The organism is Bradyrhizobium sp. CCBAU 11434 (genome assembly GCF_028128895.1).
Lineage (GTDB): Bacteria > Pseudomonadota > Alphaproteobacteria > Rhizobiales > Xanthobacteraceae > Bradyrhizobium > Bradyrhizobium zhengyangense.
The window spans coordinates 323,863-341,034 of the sequence record NZ_LBJX01000001.1; the positions used below are offsets into that span (position 1 = coordinate 323,863).

Annotated in this window: 22 protein-coding genes; 8 read left to right on the forward strand and 14 right to left on the reverse strand. The window is 57.6% G+C overall.

Features of this window, described 5'->3' with window-relative positions; all coding sequences use genetic code 11:
- Positions 1-132: 132 nt before the first annotated feature.
- From XI06_RS01495 to XI06_RS01520, 6 genes are all read right to left on the reverse strand, one after another.
- Complete coding sequence (locus tag XI06_RS01495; protein ID WP_271604481.1) at positions 133-315, reverse strand: hypothetical protein; 183 nt, start codon at positions 313-315, stop codon at positions 133-135.
- A gap of 103 nt (positions 316-418) precedes the next feature.
- Positions 419-580 (reverse strand): hypothetical protein, encoded by a 162-nt coding sequence (locus XI06_RS01500; protein ID WP_271604482.1) that lies wholly within the window; start codon positions 578-580, stop codon positions 419-421.
- Between the two features lie 273 nt (positions 581-853).
- A complete protein-coding gene (locus XI06_RS01505; protein WP_271604483.1) occupies positions 854-2,254 on the reverse strand; it encodes a ThiF family adenylyltransferase in 1,401 nt (466 codons plus the stop codon).
- Positions 2,236-2,700 carry a Mov34/MPN/PAD-1 family protein gene (locus tag XI06_RS01510; RefSeq protein ID WP_271604484.1) on the reverse strand — a complete coding sequence of 155 codons (465 nt, stop codon included), beginning with the start codon at positions 2,698-2,700 and terminating at the stop codon, positions 2,236-2,238. The genes XI06_RS01505 and XI06_RS01510 overlap by 19 nt, the downstream gene beginning before the upstream one ends.
- Positions 2,700-3,137 carry a putative metal-binding protein gene (locus tag XI06_RS01515; protein WP_271604485.1) on the reverse strand — a complete coding sequence of 146 codons (438 nt, stop codon included), beginning with the start codon at positions 3,135-3,137 and terminating at the stop codon, positions 2,700-2,702. Before XI06_RS01515 ends, XI06_RS01510 begins: the two co-directional genes overlap by 1 nt.
- Positions 3,137-3,433, reverse strand: coding sequence for a hypothetical protein (locus XI06_RS01520; RefSeq protein ID WP_271604486.1), 297 nt, complete (start codon positions 3,431-3,433; stop codon positions 3,137-3,139). Before XI06_RS01520 ends, XI06_RS01515 begins: the two co-directional genes overlap by 1 nt.
- A 126-nt stretch (positions 3,434-3,559) precedes the next feature.
- Here XI06_RS01520 and XI06_RS01525 point away from each other — a divergent pair, with 126 nt between their 5' ends.
- The gene (locus XI06_RS01525; protein WP_271604487.1) at positions 3,560-3,925 is read left to right on the forward strand and encodes a helix-turn-helix domain-containing protein; all 366 of its coding nucleotides are present in this window, start codon (positions 3,560-3,562) and stop codon (positions 3,923-3,925) included.
- A 10-nt stretch (positions 3,926-3,935) separates the two neighbouring features.
- Positions 3,936-4,553 (forward strand): ImmA/IrrE family metallo-endopeptidase, encoded by a 618-nt coding sequence (locus XI06_RS01530; protein ID WP_271604488.1) that lies wholly within the window; start codon positions 3,936-3,938, stop codon positions 4,551-4,553.
- 29 nt (positions 4,554-4,582) lie between these two features.
- Here XI06_RS01530 and XI06_RS01535 read toward each other — a convergent pair whose 3' ends face one another.
- From XI06_RS01535 to XI06_RS01545, 3 genes are all read right to left on the reverse strand, one after another.
- On the reverse strand, positions 4,583-5,983 hold the full coding sequence (locus XI06_RS01535) for a DUF2130 domain-containing protein (RefSeq protein ID WP_271604489.1): 1,401 nt from the start codon (positions 5,981-5,983) through the stop codon (positions 4,583-4,585).
- A 258-nt stretch (positions 5,984-6,241) separates the two neighbouring features.
- Positions 6,242-7,531 carry a hypothetical protein gene (locus XI06_RS01540; RefSeq protein WP_271604490.1) on the reverse strand — a complete coding sequence of 430 codons (1,290 nt, stop codon included), beginning with the start codon at positions 7,529-7,531 and terminating at the stop codon, positions 6,242-6,244.
- Between the two features lie 89 nt (positions 7,532-7,620).
- On the reverse strand, positions 7,621-8,400 hold the full coding sequence (locus XI06_RS01545; protein WP_271604491.1) for an AbiU2 domain-containing protein: 780 nt from the start codon (positions 8,398-8,400) through the stop codon (positions 7,621-7,623).
- Positions 8,401-8,493: 93 nt separating this feature from the next.
- Here XI06_RS01545 and XI06_RS01550 point away from each other — a divergent pair, with 93 nt between their 5' ends.
- A complete protein-coding gene (locus tag XI06_RS01550; protein ID WP_271604492.1) occupies positions 8,494-10,269 on the forward strand; it encodes an ATP-dependent nuclease in 1,776 nt (591 codons plus the stop codon).
- Positions 10,259-11,716: a UvrD-helicase domain-containing protein gene (locus XI06_RS01555; RefSeq protein WP_271604493.1), complete on the forward strand. Its 1,458-nt coding sequence runs from the start codon at positions 10,259-10,261 to the stop codon at positions 11,714-11,716. The genes XI06_RS01550 and XI06_RS01555 overlap by 11 nt, the downstream gene beginning before the upstream one ends.
- Before the next feature lie 49 nt (positions 11,717-11,765).
- Here XI06_RS01555 and XI06_RS43640 read toward each other — a convergent pair whose 3' ends face one another.
- From XI06_RS43640 to XI06_RS01565, 3 genes are read right to left on the reverse strand one after another with little or no spacing between them, the layout of a single operon-like run.
- Positions 11,766-11,912 (reverse strand): HepT-like ribonuclease domain-containing protein, encoded by a 147-nt coding sequence (locus tag XI06_RS43640; RefSeq protein WP_442868384.1) that lies wholly within the window; start codon positions 11,910-11,912, stop codon positions 11,766-11,768.
- A gap of 6 nt (positions 11,913-11,918) precedes the next feature.
- Entirely contained in the window at positions 11,919-12,128 is a 210-nt protein-coding gene (locus XI06_RS01560; protein WP_271604494.1) for a HepT-like ribonuclease domain-containing protein, read from the reverse strand.
- Positions 12,128-12,469 (reverse strand): nucleotidyltransferase family protein, encoded by a 342-nt coding sequence (locus XI06_RS01565; RefSeq protein WP_271604495.1) that lies wholly within the window; start codon positions 12,467-12,469, stop codon positions 12,128-12,130. Before XI06_RS01565 ends, XI06_RS01560 begins: the two co-directional genes overlap by 1 nt.
- Before the next feature lie 345 nt (positions 12,470-12,814).
- On the opposite strand from XI06_RS01565, the gene XI06_RS01570 reads away from it, so the two are divergent.
- On the forward strand, positions 12,815-13,483 hold the full coding sequence (locus XI06_RS01570) for a hypothetical protein (RefSeq protein WP_271604496.1): 669 nt from the start codon (positions 12,815-12,817) through the stop codon (positions 13,481-13,483).
- Between the two features lie 13 nt (positions 13,484-13,496).
- Here XI06_RS01570 and XI06_RS01575 read toward each other — a convergent pair whose 3' ends face one another.
- A complete protein-coding gene (locus XI06_RS01575) occupies positions 13,497-14,171 on the reverse strand; it encodes a hypothetical protein (protein ID WP_271604568.1) in 675 nt (224 codons plus the stop codon).
- Entirely contained in the window at positions 14,068-14,559 is a 492-nt protein-coding gene (locus tag XI06_RS43645; protein ID WP_442869397.1) for a WGR domain-containing protein, read from the reverse strand. Before XI06_RS43645 ends, XI06_RS01575 begins: the two co-directional genes overlap by 104 nt.
- A gap of 684 nt (positions 14,560-15,243) precedes the next feature.
- Here XI06_RS43645 and XI06_RS01585 point away from each other — a divergent pair.
- The 3 genes from XI06_RS01585 (at position 15,244) to XI06_RS01595 (ending at position 17,081) form a co-directional block, all read left to right on the forward strand.
- On the forward strand, positions 15,244-15,372 hold the full coding sequence (locus XI06_RS01585; protein WP_256379163.1) for a hypothetical protein: 129 nt from the start codon (positions 15,244-15,246) through the stop codon (positions 15,370-15,372).
- A gap of 667 nt (positions 15,373-16,039) precedes the next feature.
- Positions 16,040-16,369, forward strand: coding sequence for a helix-turn-helix domain-containing protein (locus tag XI06_RS01590; RefSeq protein ID WP_271604497.1), 330 nt, complete (start codon positions 16,040-16,042; stop codon positions 16,367-16,369).
- Between the two features lie 4 nt (positions 16,370-16,373).
- Positions 16,374-17,081, forward strand: a complete 708-nt coding sequence (locus tag XI06_RS01595; RefSeq protein WP_271604498.1) for an ImmA/IrrE family metallo-endopeptidase — start codon at positions 16,374-16,376, stop codon at positions 17,079-17,081.
- The last annotated feature ends 91 nt before the right edge of the window (positions 17,082-17,172 follow it).

The following is a 17,172-nucleotide window of genomic DNA, read 5'->3' on the forward strand; positions in this document are numbered from 1 at the left end:
AGAAGCTCAGCAGTCCTTGCGCGAGGGATCGAAGCCGCACGGCGGCCGAGACGCAAAGCGGCTCGGTTCACGAGAGCCCGCTGCGGCGGAAGCCGCACGCGCGCAAGCGGAAGAACCCGCCAGTTGAAGGACCTAAATTTCCTCGCGCGCATTTGTCTGCGCGTCATAGATCCTGATCTGAAGCATGGGAAAACGCTTCTTCAGTTCTTCTCCACCTGCCCTGGCGCCATCTCTGGTCGCAAATTCGGCTTTGAGTCGGCCGTCCACTTCGAGCGCGTAACCAGAGGCGGACAATTCACGGGTGACAGCAACCATTTCATTCCCATTTCGCAGCGAGGTAGTTGGGCATGATGAAGTAGCGTGAGTCGCCTAAACCGCGCTAGACTAGAGGCGCCCGCAAAACTGCGGTGATCGCCCATCACACATTGTGGATTGACACGCACATAGTACCAGTTCCAGCAACCGGTTTTGGGTCGATGGGCAGGCTGGTAACGCCGGGCGTGAAAAGGACTACGCCGCCGAAGACGAGTAACTGGCGGAAACGGTCGTTCGGGCTGCGGATTTTGATGGTGTCGGTCATGTGCGGTCTCCCTTTGTTATCGGCTGCGCCATTGCGGCCGGTCGGGAGAATTCAAGGCCCGCAGGCCTGAGCGGGCAGGCAAGGAGGCTCGCCCGAGGCCCCGTCTTCGGGATGCGGGTGGATGCCTTGCCGGCACACGCTGCAGGTGTATTCACCCGACCTCACCGGCCGGGTGGTGCAGATCTTTAACGGGAGCAGGCGTAAGATCGAACGAAACGAGATGGCCGTGCGGGGTCGACCTTTGCTTCACCGTCACATTGACCAATGCCGGCTTCAGCTTGCCCATAGCCTCGTGCGCAAACCACGCATCGCTCGCGCCCGGACCGAGTCCCCGCAGCACTCGCACGCGTTGAACCGGAGGCGAGTCAACCGACCTCGACTGAACGGCTCACGCCACGGCGAAACATGCCATTCGTTCGATTGTACCAATCCGGGCCGCGCGAGTCTGGTCATGACTTCGAACAGCAACAGCGTACCTGCCAAAACAGACACAAAGGCGAAGGGGGCAACGACTTGTTTGCCTACCGACGCATGCAGCTTGCCTGTTGCGCAGAGCGTCTTGTAGAGAGAATCGAATGCCTCGCCTTCGATTGTCGCCGGATCGAGGTGCGGGTGCTTTTGGGCAATCGCCGCCGCTGCGGCCGGCGATACCCGACTGGTCTTGACCTCGTCGACACTCACGCCAAGGTGTTCGGCGATGATCTGGTCTTGCGAGGCCTCTTTTTCATCCGCCTTATACAGGCATCCCAAGCAGGCGAGGTCCGAGCCCGCGCGGTTATAGTGGATGACCACCTCGCGAATGTCCGTGGTGGAGGCGTCAAACACCTCAGCCGCTAGCTCGTTCTGCAATTCACGGCGAGCACGGCGGCTGTCCACCGCGACGATAAGGCGCTTCAACCAGGCGCCTGATCGGTTCGGCAGGTCTTGCAAGCGCATGGGTTCAGGCTTTAGCCGGCAGCGGGGGATGTGTGGCTGCGCCTTCTCGCAAAGCGTTGAGGCCTTGGGATCGTCGATATCACCCTCGCCGAACCAGACCTGGCGCTGGAGATTGCCGGAGGAAACAACGTCATCATCGCAGACGCTGAGTTCTCCGCGCAGGTCAACGTGGCGAGCTGCCCACAGAAAGCCGTTGCCGATAGCGCCTGCACCGGCCAGGTGGGTCTCACCGATATCTACGGCTTCATTTAGGACACTCAGGTCGGACAGGATCTCGTCGTACCTGATTTCCAGGTGTTCCGGCGGGGGATTGGGAATGCCCTCTCCAACCGCACGGTGAACCGCGACAGCGGCACCGTAGCAGGCGGCGACGACCGAAAGCGCACTGTGAACCGGCTTTGAGCTGTGCACGCCTTCCGGCACGGGACCGAAGCAGCAGCTGTCGGGCCCGAGCCCGACGAAGACCGTAGTTGCACTTCCTCGCGGTTCGACTTCGCCGATGACCATTTCGACCAGGTAGCGCCGGCCGTCAGGCGTGTCGTGAACGTCTATGGTTCTCCCCAACACCGGCCGCAGTTCTTCATAGAACTGGCAGGCAGCAGCGTCGTCACGATCGAACGTGCAGAGCACTCGGCCATCAAGGCGCTCGGCGGCCTGTTCGGGCGTAATGCCCGCCGCGAGCGCCAGCGCCTTGACGTTTTCCTGGCGTGCCTCGGGTGTCAGGATATTTGAAGCCATTTGCCAATCTCCCAAGCCGCCAGTTCTTGCCAGTGATTGTCGGCGCTGAGCTTGAAGGTTTTTTGATCCTGCATGAATGAGAAAGCGGTGGTCTGGGCCGCGAAGTACGGCACGACCAGCGACAGCGCATTTTCATGTCGCACGATGGCCCACTTGTCGTCGGCCAGTGAATGGAAGGCCTCGCGCGGGTGCGAATGAACCTGCGCGGCAATCATCCAGCCGTGTTGGGCGAGGATGCCGATGATCTCGCGCATCGCCGGAGGGGGAATGCGGAAGATGTCCGCGCCCGCAACCTGCGCCGGCCGGCACACGGCCTCGATCTCGATGCCTGCAGCCGATTCGCGACCGAGCCAGAGCACCACGCACTCGTTGCCACGCCGGCCCGCTTCCTGGAGATGCTTCAGCGTCTCCTCGATGTGCTGGCGCTTGCAGATGACCTTCGACATTATCCGGCTCCTTTCAGCCATCCGTGCCACAGCTTGGTCATAAGGTCGCCGATGCCGAAGCCTGGCTTGCCCCTGAATTGGCTCCAAGGCTCACCGAGGTGGCTTGAGTGTGTGTGAAATTCCCGGGAGCCCGCCATGCAGACGAACGGCCGGCCGGTGATGGGGTGAGCTGATGGGTTGTAGATATTTGAGAGGTTGGGAGGCAGGGACGACAGCAGAGCGCCGGCCGAGGAAAGCAAGGCTATCGACGGCGGCAGGTCATCCCATTCATCGAACGACATCTTCAGCCTCAGCGGTGTCCGGCCGGGGCGCGTGAACTCGTAATCGATCACCGGGTAAGAGACCTCGTGCATTATCCAGCCGCGTGTAGAGGCGAGATCGGGCGGCCAGCGTCCGACCTCTTCTTCGAAGATCAGCTTGGAAGCTTCGGGGTGCATTAGCAGCCCCCGCCGCCTTCGCGCGGACCCCAGTGGATCACGACCGTGCCCGTCAGATGATTCTGCTCGTAGGTCTTGTTCGGGTCGATGACATTGCCGTCGACCGTCGCTTCCCAGCCGGTGACATCCGTCAGGTGCAGCGCGTGCTGCGCCTGCTTCAGGATCTTGTCGATCAGATCATCCGACTTGACCGATTCGCTGCCCTTGCGGGGAAACGCGCCAGACGTCGTGTAGACCGACGCCTGGATGGTCTTCGGATGCTTATCGTCCTGCTTCAGAACGTTCTCCGTCTCCATTTCAACCACCTCCTTTCCTTCGACCATCCTGAAACAGGATGATTCCGTCCTCATAAAGTAATGTTGCGGGAGGCGAACTGTCAAGCTATTCTAGGACAAATCAATCCCAAAACAGGAGAAGTCCGGATGGCGAATATTTACAACCACATAGGAGAAACAATTCAGAGGCTCCGGACAAACTGGCCAGAAGGAAAGCTGAGTCAGGAGGGTCTGGCCGAGAAACTGGGGACAGCCGCAAACACGGTTTCGAGGTGGGAGACGGGTACTTACAAGCCAACCGCCGAAGACCTAGATAGGTTGGCACGCCTATTTAAGGTTTCAATCACCGTTTTTTTCCCGGATCTGCAACATGATGACAAGCGAATCGCGGCGCTAACTTCAGCGACCGGCGGACTCGATAACGATGATTTTGAGGAAGTGATTCGGTACGCCGAGTTTAGAAAGGCGCGCCAAGCTCTTGAGAAGGCCAAGCGGCCGAAAAGCAAACGTTAGGAGATCCTAAATGACCCGCGATGAGTATTTTGAAGGGCTTAAAGCCCTCGCGCGAGAAAAGCGCATGTACCACGCGGTGCGTACAAACTCATTCGGCCTGCGAGAGGTCCGCCAAATCTACAAGAAAGAGGGCATCCGAATCGACCCCTGGCCTTTGCCCGCCAAGATCAAGGCCATGTACATGTGTGCGGACGGTGATTATTCCGTCGCCGTCCAACGGTCCTTGCCGGACGAGCCCAAGCTTTTCGCTCTCGTCCATGAACTCAAGCATCACTATGTCGACCAGGAGCAGATAGCCAACGGCGTGGTTACCTGCGGCGACTACAACCGCAATGAACTGATTGAGAAGGGCGCCGAAGTTTTTGCCGCCGAGTTCATTTATCCCGAGCAGGAGTTTTCAGAACTCGTGAAGTCCATCGGCATATCGACTTGGCGCCCGGAAGATATCGTCCAGCTCAAGCGTCGTATAGCGGCTAAGATTAGCTATACTTTCGTTCGAAAGCGTCTCGAACGGCTTGGGTTAGTGAGCCGCGGTGCGTTTGCGACGGTGCAGTTCAAAAAGCTCGAGGAGCAAATGTTCGGAGTGCCGTATTGGAAAGCTCGGATGCGCAGGAGGGCAGCGGGGTAGCTAGACGCACTGCAGGTCAAGTATGCGCCTCATTCAGCGGCCTGGCTTTTTAGCTCTGCAAACTTCGCCGCCATCGTCGGATTGCCCCGGGTCAGCTTCTTGATCGTCACATCCTGCGCCTTGTCGTTTGCAACGCGAAGGTTGCGATCTGCACCTATCAAGGCATCCTTCGTCTTCTGAAGATGGTCGATGGACTTGTCGATCTCAGCGATCGCCGTCTGGAAGTTCCTGGAAGCAAGATCATAGTTCTTCGAGAATGCGGTCTTGAAGGTCTCGAGCTGGCATTCAAACTGGGTGATGTCGATATTCTGCGCCTTCACAAGCGCCAGCTCGGTCTTGTATTTGAGCGAATTGATCGCCGCATTCCGCAAGAGCGTAATCATCGGTAGGAAGAACTGCGGCCGGATGACGTACATTTTCGGGTAGCGGTGGAAGACATCGACGATGCCGGTATTGTAGAGTTCGTTGTCCGGTTCAAGCAGTGAGACCAGGATGGCGTATTCGCAGCCCTTCTCGGTGCGATCGCGGTCGAGCTCCTTGAGAAAATCTTCGTTCTTGCTTTTCGTAGCGGTTTTGTCGCTCTCGTTCTTCATCTCGAACATGATCGAGATGATCTCCGTGCCGGCCTCGTCCAAGTCCCGGAAGATGTAATCGCCCTTGCTGCCGGTCCGCGCGTCGTTGTCTTTCTCGAAATAGGCTCGTGGGAAGGCCATCGACCGCACCCGGTTGAACTCGGTCTCGCAGTGTTGTTCGAGGGTCTCGCCGACCATCTTGGTCGATAGGCGGGCCTTCATATCTTTGAGGCGCTCGATCGCGTCATCCCGATCCTTGATCTGAGTTTCGTACTTGTCCTTGAGCGACTGCTCGGAGAGCTGCTTTTCAAGCTGTACCTGCTTGATGCCGCTTTTCAGCTCATCGCGCTCTTTCTCAACGGCGCCAACCGCTTCGGTCACGGCCAGCTTCTTCTCAAGCTCGACGGATTGAAGTTTGGCCTTCAGCTCTTGGATTTCTTTTTCCTTGGCAGCAGTGATTTTATGCTGCTCGCTGGCCAGAAGCGCTTCAGCAAGCTCCGAGGCTGCCTTCTTTTCGCGCTCGGACTCGGCTAGCGCGTTCGCGAGCCTGTCCCGCTCCTTCTCGACGGCGCTGAGCGCTTCAGCAACCGCGAGCTTCTGGGCGACGCCATTCCCCTCAACCTTGGACTTCAACTCCTGAATTTCAGCGTCCTTAGCAGCTGAGGTCTTCTGCAGATCGCTGCTTACCTGGGCCTTGGCCAATTCAACGGCGCTCTGCTTGTCGCGCTCGGCCAGTTCCAGCCGCTCGTGCAGTTGCTGTGCGAAATCGGCGTCACGGACCTGCTTCAGAATCTCGGCATAGCCGGACTCATCTACCTTGAAGGCCTTGGTACAGTGGGGACAGAGGATCTCGTGCATGGTGCCTGTCCGGTTCTTGGCAGCTGGTGTCGTCATTTCAAAATGGCATGGGTCGGCAGAATCGCACCCATGAGAACAAAATTAGAACATGCCAATTTGGAGGGTCAAGCCGGGAGCAATGCTTTTGCGCATTTTCATTCTAAAATCCCCCGATTTCGGAATAAAAGTCGCAGGTTGAGGTGCACACGAGAAGGCTCCGCGCGGGACTCAGGGATTCGCTTAGATGCTCTTGCCCGCATGGGGCTGGACTGGAAAAAATCAATCCCACATCGTCCTTACGCCAAATCCGACGTCTGGAAAGCGCTTTTCCATAACGTGCTTGGCGGCTTCGACGCCCGCCTCCGCTACAGAAAGTGCTTGGTCTTTGCGTCGCCCATGCCTTCCGAAATCAGACACGCGATACCCAACGCCCCCAATGATTGTAGTCTCGCCCAACGCGATTAGCGCCGATACGACAGAAGATTGCGAATCGTAAATCACTAGGTCGGCCCACCCGCATCCATCCGCGACAAATTTGCCACCTTCTACATATCGAGCCGTGAGAAGAAAGCTATCGACCGCGGCCTCGGCCGCGGTGTGGGCTTCCGCCAACGCGGATTTGACTTTAGCGATCAGCTCAGGCGTTGCCTCGGGTTGTTCGAACGTCTTGAGGGAGCTGGACGGCAGATCCTCCAGCCGGAGGTTTGCTGCATCTATGGTTGGCGAGATTGAAGCCAATTGTTCAAGGGAGACGATATGGGTGCCGAGCAGGGTCTTCCGCCTATACTCGTGACCATAATTGTGTGAGCCTGCATCGTGAAGTTCTTTGAGGAGATCAAGAATCCGGTGAGCTTCGCGATCGGAGGGTACAACAATCATGGTTTGAGAAAACTCTACCAGTTCTCCCTTCAGCCAAAGGGGGAGGCCGGGACATGAGCACGCGCCGTCGCTATCCGCCCAGCGCCACTCTCGCTCATGGGACCAGTCAATTGGCCTCTTTGAATCAAGGTTCATCGCGACGTAGCGATATTGCTCCCGCTCAGAGATGCCGCAAGATGGATCAAGCTTCCTAGGCCACAAATAGTGCGGTGGAGACGGAAGGGGCTTGGATATTTCCTTGTGGGGGCCACTCAAGCCATAGATGACCGGTCTCCCGCCTGCCGCGAAGAACTCCTGCTTCAATAGGCCGATAGCATATGCACCCACATACTCCTTTGAACGCTGCTTGGCGTATTCGATCAGGCCGTAAAGGGGCATCTCAGTGAAACAGCAGGCCGATCGTGGACCGTAAATCGTGGGGCGGTCGTTCCGAAACGACCATCCTGAGCGAATGTGCCCGTCCGATATAATTTTGAGGAGAACCGAGAACGCGTCGGCATCGGGCTCTAGGCCGTAATCGTTGTCGGCCCACTCCCATTGCTCAAACCGAGAAGGCGGCTGATCTTCTTGGAACGGAAAGAAGGGGGTCTCCTCACCCTCGTTTATATTGTACGCCGGGTCGTTGGCGTAATTTCTATCGTGAATAAAGTGCATGACCCAGCTGGTCATGTCTTTTCTGCTGCCGACCATTCAATCTCTCATCCGTTGGCTATCATTTCGATATGGTATCCGGCGTAGAGCGCCTTCGCCGCGGCCGGCAATTCGCCCAAGGCTCATTTCTAGGTAGAGGCTTTTGATGCTTCCTTTGACTTATCGATAATTTCGAATTTGCAGCAATTCCAAAGCTCCTCGGCGCATTTTTGGTCGATCTTCCGGGACTCCGCGAACGAAACCGCGATGCCATTGACCCACGAATACAGCAACTGGATGATCGCCAACGATCCGTCGAGGATTGGTCTCTCGTCACCCACCTTCATCGGCGGAATCGCATCGCCGCGGCGCTCTGCGCTGGATTGCGTCAAATAGTGGGCGATATGCTTGTCGCGCAGGTTCTTGAGCGATTTTAGCCCCGCAGATGATTTGATCTTGCGGGCGGCAGCTATCGCACCGCGCAGCCCTTGAGCTGCATTTGCGGCATGCTCTTCGCCGCGTATCCTGTTGGCTTCCTTCAACAGCTCAAGTGTCGCTTCATTACTCTTTTTGCCATCGGCCGGTTCGGGCAAACTGATGTATCGGGCACGAGCATTCTCGGCCAATGCCGCGATGACCTTGTCGTCATCGATCAACTCCACAACGGTCATGATCGCTTCGTTGTCAACGTGGGCTTGATCCCAGAGCGCGCTTAGCCTCACCATCTCGATCTGATGCATGGCTTCTCGAAGAACATTGAAGGCATTTGCGGCGTAGGATCGCGGAATTTGCTTCGACAGCCGGTCTGAATAGACAACGATCGCGTTGTTCTCCCGGATGTCGAGCAGGTAATGCGCATGATCGACTAGACGCTCGGTCAGCCGCTTGGCCTCGCTTATACGCTGATTGACGTCCCAAGTGTCGTACACCTGCCGGTCTCCCCTGAACGCGGGCTAAACCGCCAACGGCTACCACTAGTTGCGGCGCCGTGGTAGCCTCTTCGCGGCAGGGGGAGGTACGACTTGCGGATCGTCCACGTCGAGGTAGTTAACTTTAGAGGAATCAAGCAGCTCTCATGGTACCCGGCGCCAGGCACCAATTGCCTGGTGGGTCCGGGCGATTCGGGGAAAACGACCGTTCTCGATTCCATCGAGCTGGTATTTGCGCCACGCAACGGCGTCACCTTCGATGACACTGATTTCTATGCAGTTGACCCCGAAGCCAACCCAATCGCGATCACCATTACCATCGGTGATCTGCCCACTGAATTCCTGAAGGAGGATAAGTACGGCCATTACCTCAGGGGATGGGATGAGAGCGGTAAGAAGCTGGAGGACGAGCCGGATGAGCAGTCGGGCCTCGAGCATGTCCTTTCAATAAGACTCACGGTGGATCATAGCCTTGAGGCGGAGTGGACACTGTTTAATGAGCGGCTCAAGCAAGGCCAGCTAAGCACGCGGGCCTTGGCCTTCCAGGACCGCCAGGACATCGCGCCGAGCCGGCTCGGGCCTTATGCAGATCGGCATCTGGGCTGGGGTCGTCAGTCCGTACTCAATCGGATAACCAAGGGTCCAGCGGCATCCCGCGGGCTGATGGCGGAAGCTGGACGTGTCGCCCGCCAGGAGTTCTCGAAAGACTCGCAATCACTGTTCGCTGACCCGATAAAAGAGGCAAAGCTAGCCGCTCAGCGGCTGGGCGTGCCGGTCGGGGACCGGCTTCACGCGATGCTCGACGTTCAGGCCATGGGGCTGTCCGGTGGCGGGATCTCCCTGCACGACGGAGACTTGCCTTTGCGCCGATTGGGCGTCGGTTCGTCGCGCCTCTTCACGGCCGCCTTGCAAGATTACGCCAGAGCCAAGGCCTCGGTAGCTCTCATCGACGAGGTTGAACACGGCCTGGAGCCTCACCGCATATCCAGACTGCTGCGAGAGCTGAAGAAGGAAAAGGCCGACGGCAAGACTAAAGCTCAGGTGTTCATGACCACACACTCTCCAGTGGTCCTCCAGGAACTCAGCGTTAATGAACTGAATGTAGTCAGGCGCCATCCGAAGACGGGCGCTGCGACCATCGTTCCTGCCAACACTCCTTACCTGGTGCTAGACGTGCAGTCTCAGCCGCGGGCAAACCCACAGGCCTATCTGGCGCCGGCCATCCTGGTTTGTGAAGGAAAGACCGAGGTCGGGCTTATTCGCGGGCTCGACGACTATTGGGTTGGGCAACGGCTCTTGCCGTTTTCGACAGCTGGCGTCGTGCCGATTTCGGGCGGCGGAGTTGACAAGGCGCCGCCGATAGCAGGCTATTTCCGGTCACTTGGCTATCGGGTAGGCCTGCTGCTCGATAGTGACTGCGAACCGGACGATACAGAGATACTCAACAAGCTCACCCGCGCGGGTGTGACAATTTTCCGTTGGGCACCTGGCTACGCTACCGAAGATCATCTCTTTCGAGATCTTCCTACCAAGTCCGTGGCCGCCCTTATTAAGACGGCGGCCTCCTTCCAGGACAGCGAACAGTCGTTTCTCGACCGTCTCGCCAAGAAATACCCCAAAAAGCAATTTAAATCGGTCTCTGAGGTTGAGAACGCGGCGTCGGAGGTCGAACTTCGGATTGCCTTGGGCGAGCTCGCGAAGTCGCGAACCAAGGATAAAAAAGACGGCCGTGAACGCGGATGGTTCAAGGACATCAGCCACGCTGAATGGATCGGGCGCAGCCATGTCGGACCGAATCTCAGCGAATTGAAAGGAACGTTTCCGCAGACAATCGCCGAAATTCGGGCTTGGGTGGATCGTGAGCAATGAGCCCATCGTAGCCGCGGTTCTAACTTCGAGGATCGGGTCCATCGTAGCGCCCGCCGGCTGCGGCAAGACCGATTGCATTGCCGACGTGGTGAAGGCCGCGGGCGGCCCGGCCAAATGCCTGGTGCTCACTCACACCCTGGCCGGCGTCGATTCACTGCGTCAGCGGCTGAAGGAGAAAAACGTCAGTCTTCACCGCACCGACCTGGAGACGATAGCCGGCTGGTCATTGAGATTTGCGGCAGCCTTCCCGCAGAGGTCAGGCCTCGGAACCCCCGAGCCTCGCGGTGAGGAATGGCCCGCCGTATACGCCGCTGCCACGCAGCTTATTCGCGGCGGATTCGTCACAGGGGTTCTAAAAGCGTCTTACCAACGGGTGCTTGTGGACGAATATCAGGACTGCACCATCGAGCAGCACGCCTTGATCCTCGCGCTGTCGCAACATCTACCGACTTGCATATTTGGTGACCCGCTGCAGGCCATCTTCGGGTTTCGCGATGAGCAGCTCGCGGATTGGAGAACCGTCACTACCGACTTTCCAAAGATCGGCGCACTCAAGGAGCCTTGGCGGTGGAAGCGGGTCGAGAACGCGAAACTCGGGGACTGGCTCATCGGCATCCGTGACCAGCTAGAAAAGCTTGACCGCGTCGACCTGACCGCAGCGCCAAGATGCGTGTCATACATCGTTCCGCAATCCTCGACCAAGCAAGACCTGCTTAAGGCGAATATATCGGCAGGACGCTCGGTCAAGCTTCGGGGCGAAGAGACGCTGATCGTTATCGGCGACAAGGCCAGCGAACTCATCCGCGCATCACTGGCGGCGAAGCTGAAATGCTCCGCAATCGAGCCGGTAGCCTGTCAGACCCTGGGCAGCTTCCTCGAGGCTATAGAGAATTGTACAGGGCGGGACCGGCTCGCCCTCGTCCTCAACCTTGCGGCCGGTGCCATGTCGGGCTTGGCAAAGACCGCCTTCGAGCGTCGCGCGATCCGCATAGCGGGAGGATGGAAGCCCCGGAACAAGCTCTCCGAGGCCGAACGTGCAGCTCTTGACCTCCTTGCATCGAACGAGTTTGCGCACGTGCTGCGCCTGCTAGAGTGTCTACGTCGGCAGCCCGGCGTCGTGCCCTTCCGGAGAGAATTGCTATCAGCCGTGCAGAACACCCTCAAGCTGGTCGCGCGCGGTGAGTACTTGAGCCTCGCAGACGCTGCTTGGCATGTTCAGAACAAAATGCGACACGCTGGGCGGCGCCTGGCGCAACGGTCCATTGGAAGTACGCTCCTGGTAAAGGGCCTTCAGTTCGATCACGCCATCATCGTTGCGCCAGAAAAGCTGAGCCGGAATGACCTGTACGTGGCCCTCACGAGAGCTTCCCGGACAATCACCGTCGTATCAGCATCCCCGATATTGAATGCGAAGGTCGCCCCTGCCGAGTTCAAGAAGGGCAGCTAGACAATGAATAGCCGTTCAAAGGTGCCAAGCAACGCTGCTGACAGGAGGACTAGACTGGTTCCGCCTCACGCAAGCTGTCCGCGAGACGCCGTGCAGCTGCTAAGAGATTTGGCAAGTAGTCCTGCGTGATGCTCCAGATCAGCTCAGGGTCGACGTCGCGATACTCGTGACGTAGGAAATTGCCTAAGGTTTCGATCTTTCGTCATGCAACGTCCGGGGCATCATCCTTTAGCTCGAGGGGCAGCGTTTTTGCAGCTTCCGAGATAATAAGCAGTCCATGCTCTACGGCGCGCTGTAGGACCCAGGAATCCTGAAAGCTCGCGCTCGATACCCCGACGAGCGCGCGGCCGATTGCCTCGGCTTCATCTACAATGTGCAAAAGGCGGATAACAGGTGTCTTGCTGGGTGCCATTAGAACACTCGGATGGCTTCCCGCTCGACCTCGTCCCGGATGAACTTCGACAGGCCGGTACGCGTTCCACAATCGACATGGACTGGCAGAGCGGATTTCAAAACGTCGTAGGCGCCGATGAATGCATCGAGATCCAGTTCTGTGCCGGGAGCCCTGTCAATGAAGATGTCAACGTCGGAATCGGGCCCTGCTTCGTTTCTGGCGTAGGAGCCGAACAGGTATAGTCCACCCACGCCAAAAGCCCGCAACTGCGGTTCTACAGCCTTCAGGCGCGAAATGACGTCTGCATGCGCGTACAATACCACAGCTACATGGATGACGGCAAAAGCGCCTGCTGACATCCTCCATCGTTGCGGTCGCGATGTTGACTTGCTTGACACGCATCGTTGTAAGATCGCAAATGCGATTAGGCGCCGGCGACACCGTCCCCGTAGTCAATAGGAGGGACCCGGACGCTCGCGAAGTGCACTCACGGCTTACATAGCGATGCGCGGCGGGAGGTTCCTGTTGGCCCACGTGGGCGGCCGGAATGGTGCAGCCCAGCGTGGTGCGTCCAAGGAAAAAAGAGCCCACTATCCTTTGCTTACATCTCTCGCAGGAAAAGGATACGTTCCTGGTCAGCCTCGCCGCAGAAGGTTATGTACATTTCTGAGTGCGCCGCATGGCCCAGCGGATAAAGGAGCAAAGTGCAAGACGATCCGATCGAAACCGAGGAAGAGGGTGAATACTATTCACTGCCTGAAGAGGCGCTTCCGTTTCTTCCCGAGGAGTGGCGGGATCATTTCCAGGCAGTGGCTGACAATGGGAACGCCATTCTGGAATCTGTCGACAAGGAGTTGTCGCAGCTTGTCAGAATATCAAAGTCATTCACCTCTCTGGTGGCCTTGAAGTACGCGGCAAAACGCCTATCAGAATACAAGTTTGCCGCCGACATGGATGCCATTCTGGAGCTCGATATGCTCACGACGGCATTTGTCGTGACCTATGTTCGCCTGCATCAAGGCGGAAGCGGCAGCGGCTTTTCGCGCGACAGCCTTCCCGACAAGCTTCGCGGAGTGCACGATCAGATCCTCGAAATGAGGAACAAGAGATTCGCTCATAACGACGATCATCACTCCGTCTCGAACGCGATGGAGATTGGATTCGAGGGCACCCGCTTTCTCGTCAAATTCGATCTCACGCTCGAATATCAAATTGGAGGGGCCACAGAGTGGCAGGAGCTGGTCAAATTCCTTGACGCAATGACCGTCGATAAGATGAAAAAGCTGCTCGCCAGGCTCAAGGAGAAAACCGGCCACGACTGGGTCTGGCCGGCCGGCCCTGAGCCAGACGAAGCGGCTGGCACAGCTGCTTGATTCTGGTGCCGGCCTAACTCACAGTCACGGCTCGTACGTGCTGCACCGTCAACGCATCATGCACCCTTCCGTCTTCCCAGCTCATCGTGAGCCAGCATGTCGAGGTCGGGTACGATATGGTGATTCTTCCAGGCCGATGCTTCGCCCCTCGTAAGAAGGGATACTTGCTGACATCCAGCGGCTCGAGCAACAACACGAAGCTCAGGCCTAAGATATTGAGCGCCAGCGCTTCAATATCTTCTTGAGCGTTTGTGAGGGGCTGCAAGTGGAAGCGCGGGTGATTGGACATCCGGTCGCCCGCGTTCATGGTGCAATAGAGTCCGGCACCCTCCGGCCAATGGCGCGGGTCGTCGAGCATGTCCATTATCGCTGAATCCCGCGAGAACGCACCGGAAAGGGGTGTCCGCCCTCTTGCTAGATTCTTTGAGACGGCGGCAGCTTTGGCTGTCTTTAGAAGCCACCGCTCGACGTCATGCCCCGAAACTAGGGCATGCCGCATCCCCTCATCGCGTTCGAGATAGGATTTCAGCGACGCGAAGAAATAGCGCGCTGCGTCGTCAAGCGGATGCAGCGTGCTGTTGTGCTTAGTGCATAAGCAGTTCGTACGCAGGCTTTGGGGCGCCAGAATCTTCTCCTCGTCCGGCGCAAGCCAAGGTAGGCCCCCGATCGAGAACTCGCCGTTTCCCATCAAAACCCGTATTACCGACTCCGAGATGATGTGTTCGCCTGAAATCGGGGCAACGCAAGACCCCAACCCCTTCATGTAGCACTTGGGGACAATCGACGACCGCGGAAGCGTGGGTGAGGCGAAGCGAAAACGAGACGCGGTTCTCAACGGCCCCTGTCCGTGCGGCTCGAAGAAAGCGGCGCGCCTTTGTTGTTTCAATGGCAAGGAGTGGCACAAGCCAGCCGTCACTCTCGGGCTGAAGTTCGACGCGAACCGTACCGGCACGGCCGATGCGCCCCCATACCCTGACGAGCGAGCATTCACCGAATAATGTCGGTTGGACATCTAGCTTGTAGAACCGCGCCATATTGCGGTGGTTGTCGATGCGGGTGAGCATGATCGCGGCCATGCGATATCCTTCTCTTGTGGTTGGACGCTCTGCGCAGCTGTCTTGGCGGCACGCAAGTAGCGGTGGACGGTCTCCCGGCTAATACCGAACTCCCGCGCGAGCGCTGCCTTTTGCCATCATCCCGCTTTCTGTGCTTCCTGCGCCGATTGCCAGCTGACCGAGCATTGCAGTTTTTTGAATGCATCCTTTGAGGCCGACGAAGAGTTTCCCGAACTCCTAGATTCTAGCGGAGCGTTGGTTGCGGGGATAGGATTTGAACCTAAGACCTTCAGGTTATGAGTCTGAACGTTGGGCTTCAACCGCACCAGTTTCGCACCAGAAAGAACGCGAACGAATGGCCGTAAACACAATCGAACTCCAACAAAAATGCAGCAGAATCAACCTATCTGATCGATAGTCTGCCGCTCATAACGGTCTGGTTGCAGGTTCGAGTCCTGCCGGGCCCACCAGCCTTCGCTCGCTTCGCGAGCTCGGCTCGGCGAGCCGGTGCCACGAAAGGCAAGCGAAGGCTGCCGCGCCGAAGCCCACCGGGCGAAGGCGGGCGGAGCAGCCACGCAGGAGCCGAAGGGCGAAGCGTGTCCGGCATAGCTGGAGCGCAGCGGAAGCGACGACGGACTGGCGCTCTTGCGGACACAAGCTCTTACTAGCCACCAGTCGCCCCCACTCTCACGGCAGGAGATTTTCATGGCCAGCGAAAAAGGCCCGAACATCAAGAAGAAACAGAAATGCAAGAACTGTGAAGGCAAGGGCTTGCTCAAGAAGGGCGACAAGGTGGTGAAGTGCCAGCGCTGCAAAGGCACGGGGGTGCGGTAATGTTGGGTTGATGGCCCTTCAATTGCCAGAAGCTGCGGTGACAGTGCACTCGATGATCGACCGTCATCGAGCACCCAAGCTTGTGATTCACTGTAATCCCTACTCTGTGAGGAAATGTTCGGGATGGTCGAAAGCCGGTTCATGCTTGCAACTCCAAGGACCTTTTCGATAAATTTGCGACTATGACCTCCTTTGCTCAAGTCTCGGAGAAAGAGGCACGTACACTGCGATGGTTGCCCCTTGTTGCCGCTATTGCCGCGGTCACGACTGCGGCTCCCTTTGCATGGGATAAGGACTTTGGCACGTTTCTGCTTCTCATCTCACTCTACTTGCCCGCGGTGGCATTGGTTTGCCTCGGGCTCTGCATCTGGGCAGCAGTTGAGAGGAAATCACCCCGAGCGCGTTCAATCGTCATCTCGCTCGTGGTGATGCTCGCGCTGAGCCTCGGTGCCTCTGTGCATTTTTTTGTCCTCGACATCTCATTCATGACGCCTAAAGCGTGAAAGGATCGATAGATCAGAGCTCGGGCCGACCAGACCTTGCACAATGTCAGCCGTTTGAATGTATTGGTATGTCTTATCTTAATGCCTTGTTTGCGAAACTTGCGCTACATACTGACATGACAATCCGCTAATAAGCGGATAAGTTATGAACGAAGGGAGCCTCCATGCCTGTCGATATGTCATCCTTTGGGAGCGCCGTCGCATCCGCGCGCAAGGACATAGGATGGAGTCAGAAGGAGCTTGCCGCGAAAATTAAGAAGGAAGATGGAGAGGCTATCACTCCGCAGTATCTCAACGACATTGAACACAGCAAGCGAAGCCCGTCGTCGGACCATTTAGTAGGAGAGTTCGCGCGCGTCCTGAAAATCGATGCCGCGGCTCTTTTCGCCGTCATTGGAATGCTACCTGTCAATGAACGCAAGCTTGTAAGGAAGGCAACTCCGGATCAGGTCGAAAAGGCGTTTGTAGCGTTCCGGCGAACACTTTCAGGATAACACCTTGGTCAAATACGTCCGCGACACCCTGCACGGCTTCCGCGAGCGGCCTCACTATGAGCCGGCGGAACTCGATATGATGTTCGAAAAGATCATCGTCGATTTCTTGCGGAAGAAGCACGGGAAAGTGGACTTCCCGATCACTACGGACGACATCACCGTCCTCATCGAGCAGGACGTTTCCGACCTCGATCAGTTTGCCGACCTAACGCCCTACGGATCCAACGTCGAGGGCGTGACCGAGTTTGTGCGCAGTGGGAAACCCAGGGTTTCTATTTCCAAGGCTGTGCGCCGCTTCGAGAATCGGCTGCGCACGACGCTCACCCACGAGTACGGGCACGTCAGGCTGCACGGCTACTTGTTCGCGGCCGAGGAGCGCCGCCTTGGATTGCTCTCAGGACAGAAGGCTAACGCCATCTATTGCAAGCGCGACGCCATCCTCGGGGCCAACAAGACCGACTGGTTAGAGTGGCAAGCGGGCTACGTGTCCGGCGCAGCGCTCATGCCGAAGACCTACGTCCGCAACACCGTTGCAGCGATCCATCAAAGCCGAAACATCTATGGCCCAGTTTCGCCCACCAGCGACAACGGCAGGGCCTTAATCGAGGCCGTCATGGCCGGATTTGCCGTCTCCTGCGATGCGGCCACCGTTCGCCTGAAAATTCTGGGGTTTCTTGGCGTCGAGCCCGCGACCCGTTCCCTCTTCTCCTGAGCGCGTTCACTGCCGGGACTGACAGTCTCGGCTTCCGCCTTATTTTTACCAAAATCAGCTAATTAGCTGTTTTCAGTAAAAGTCAGCGCGG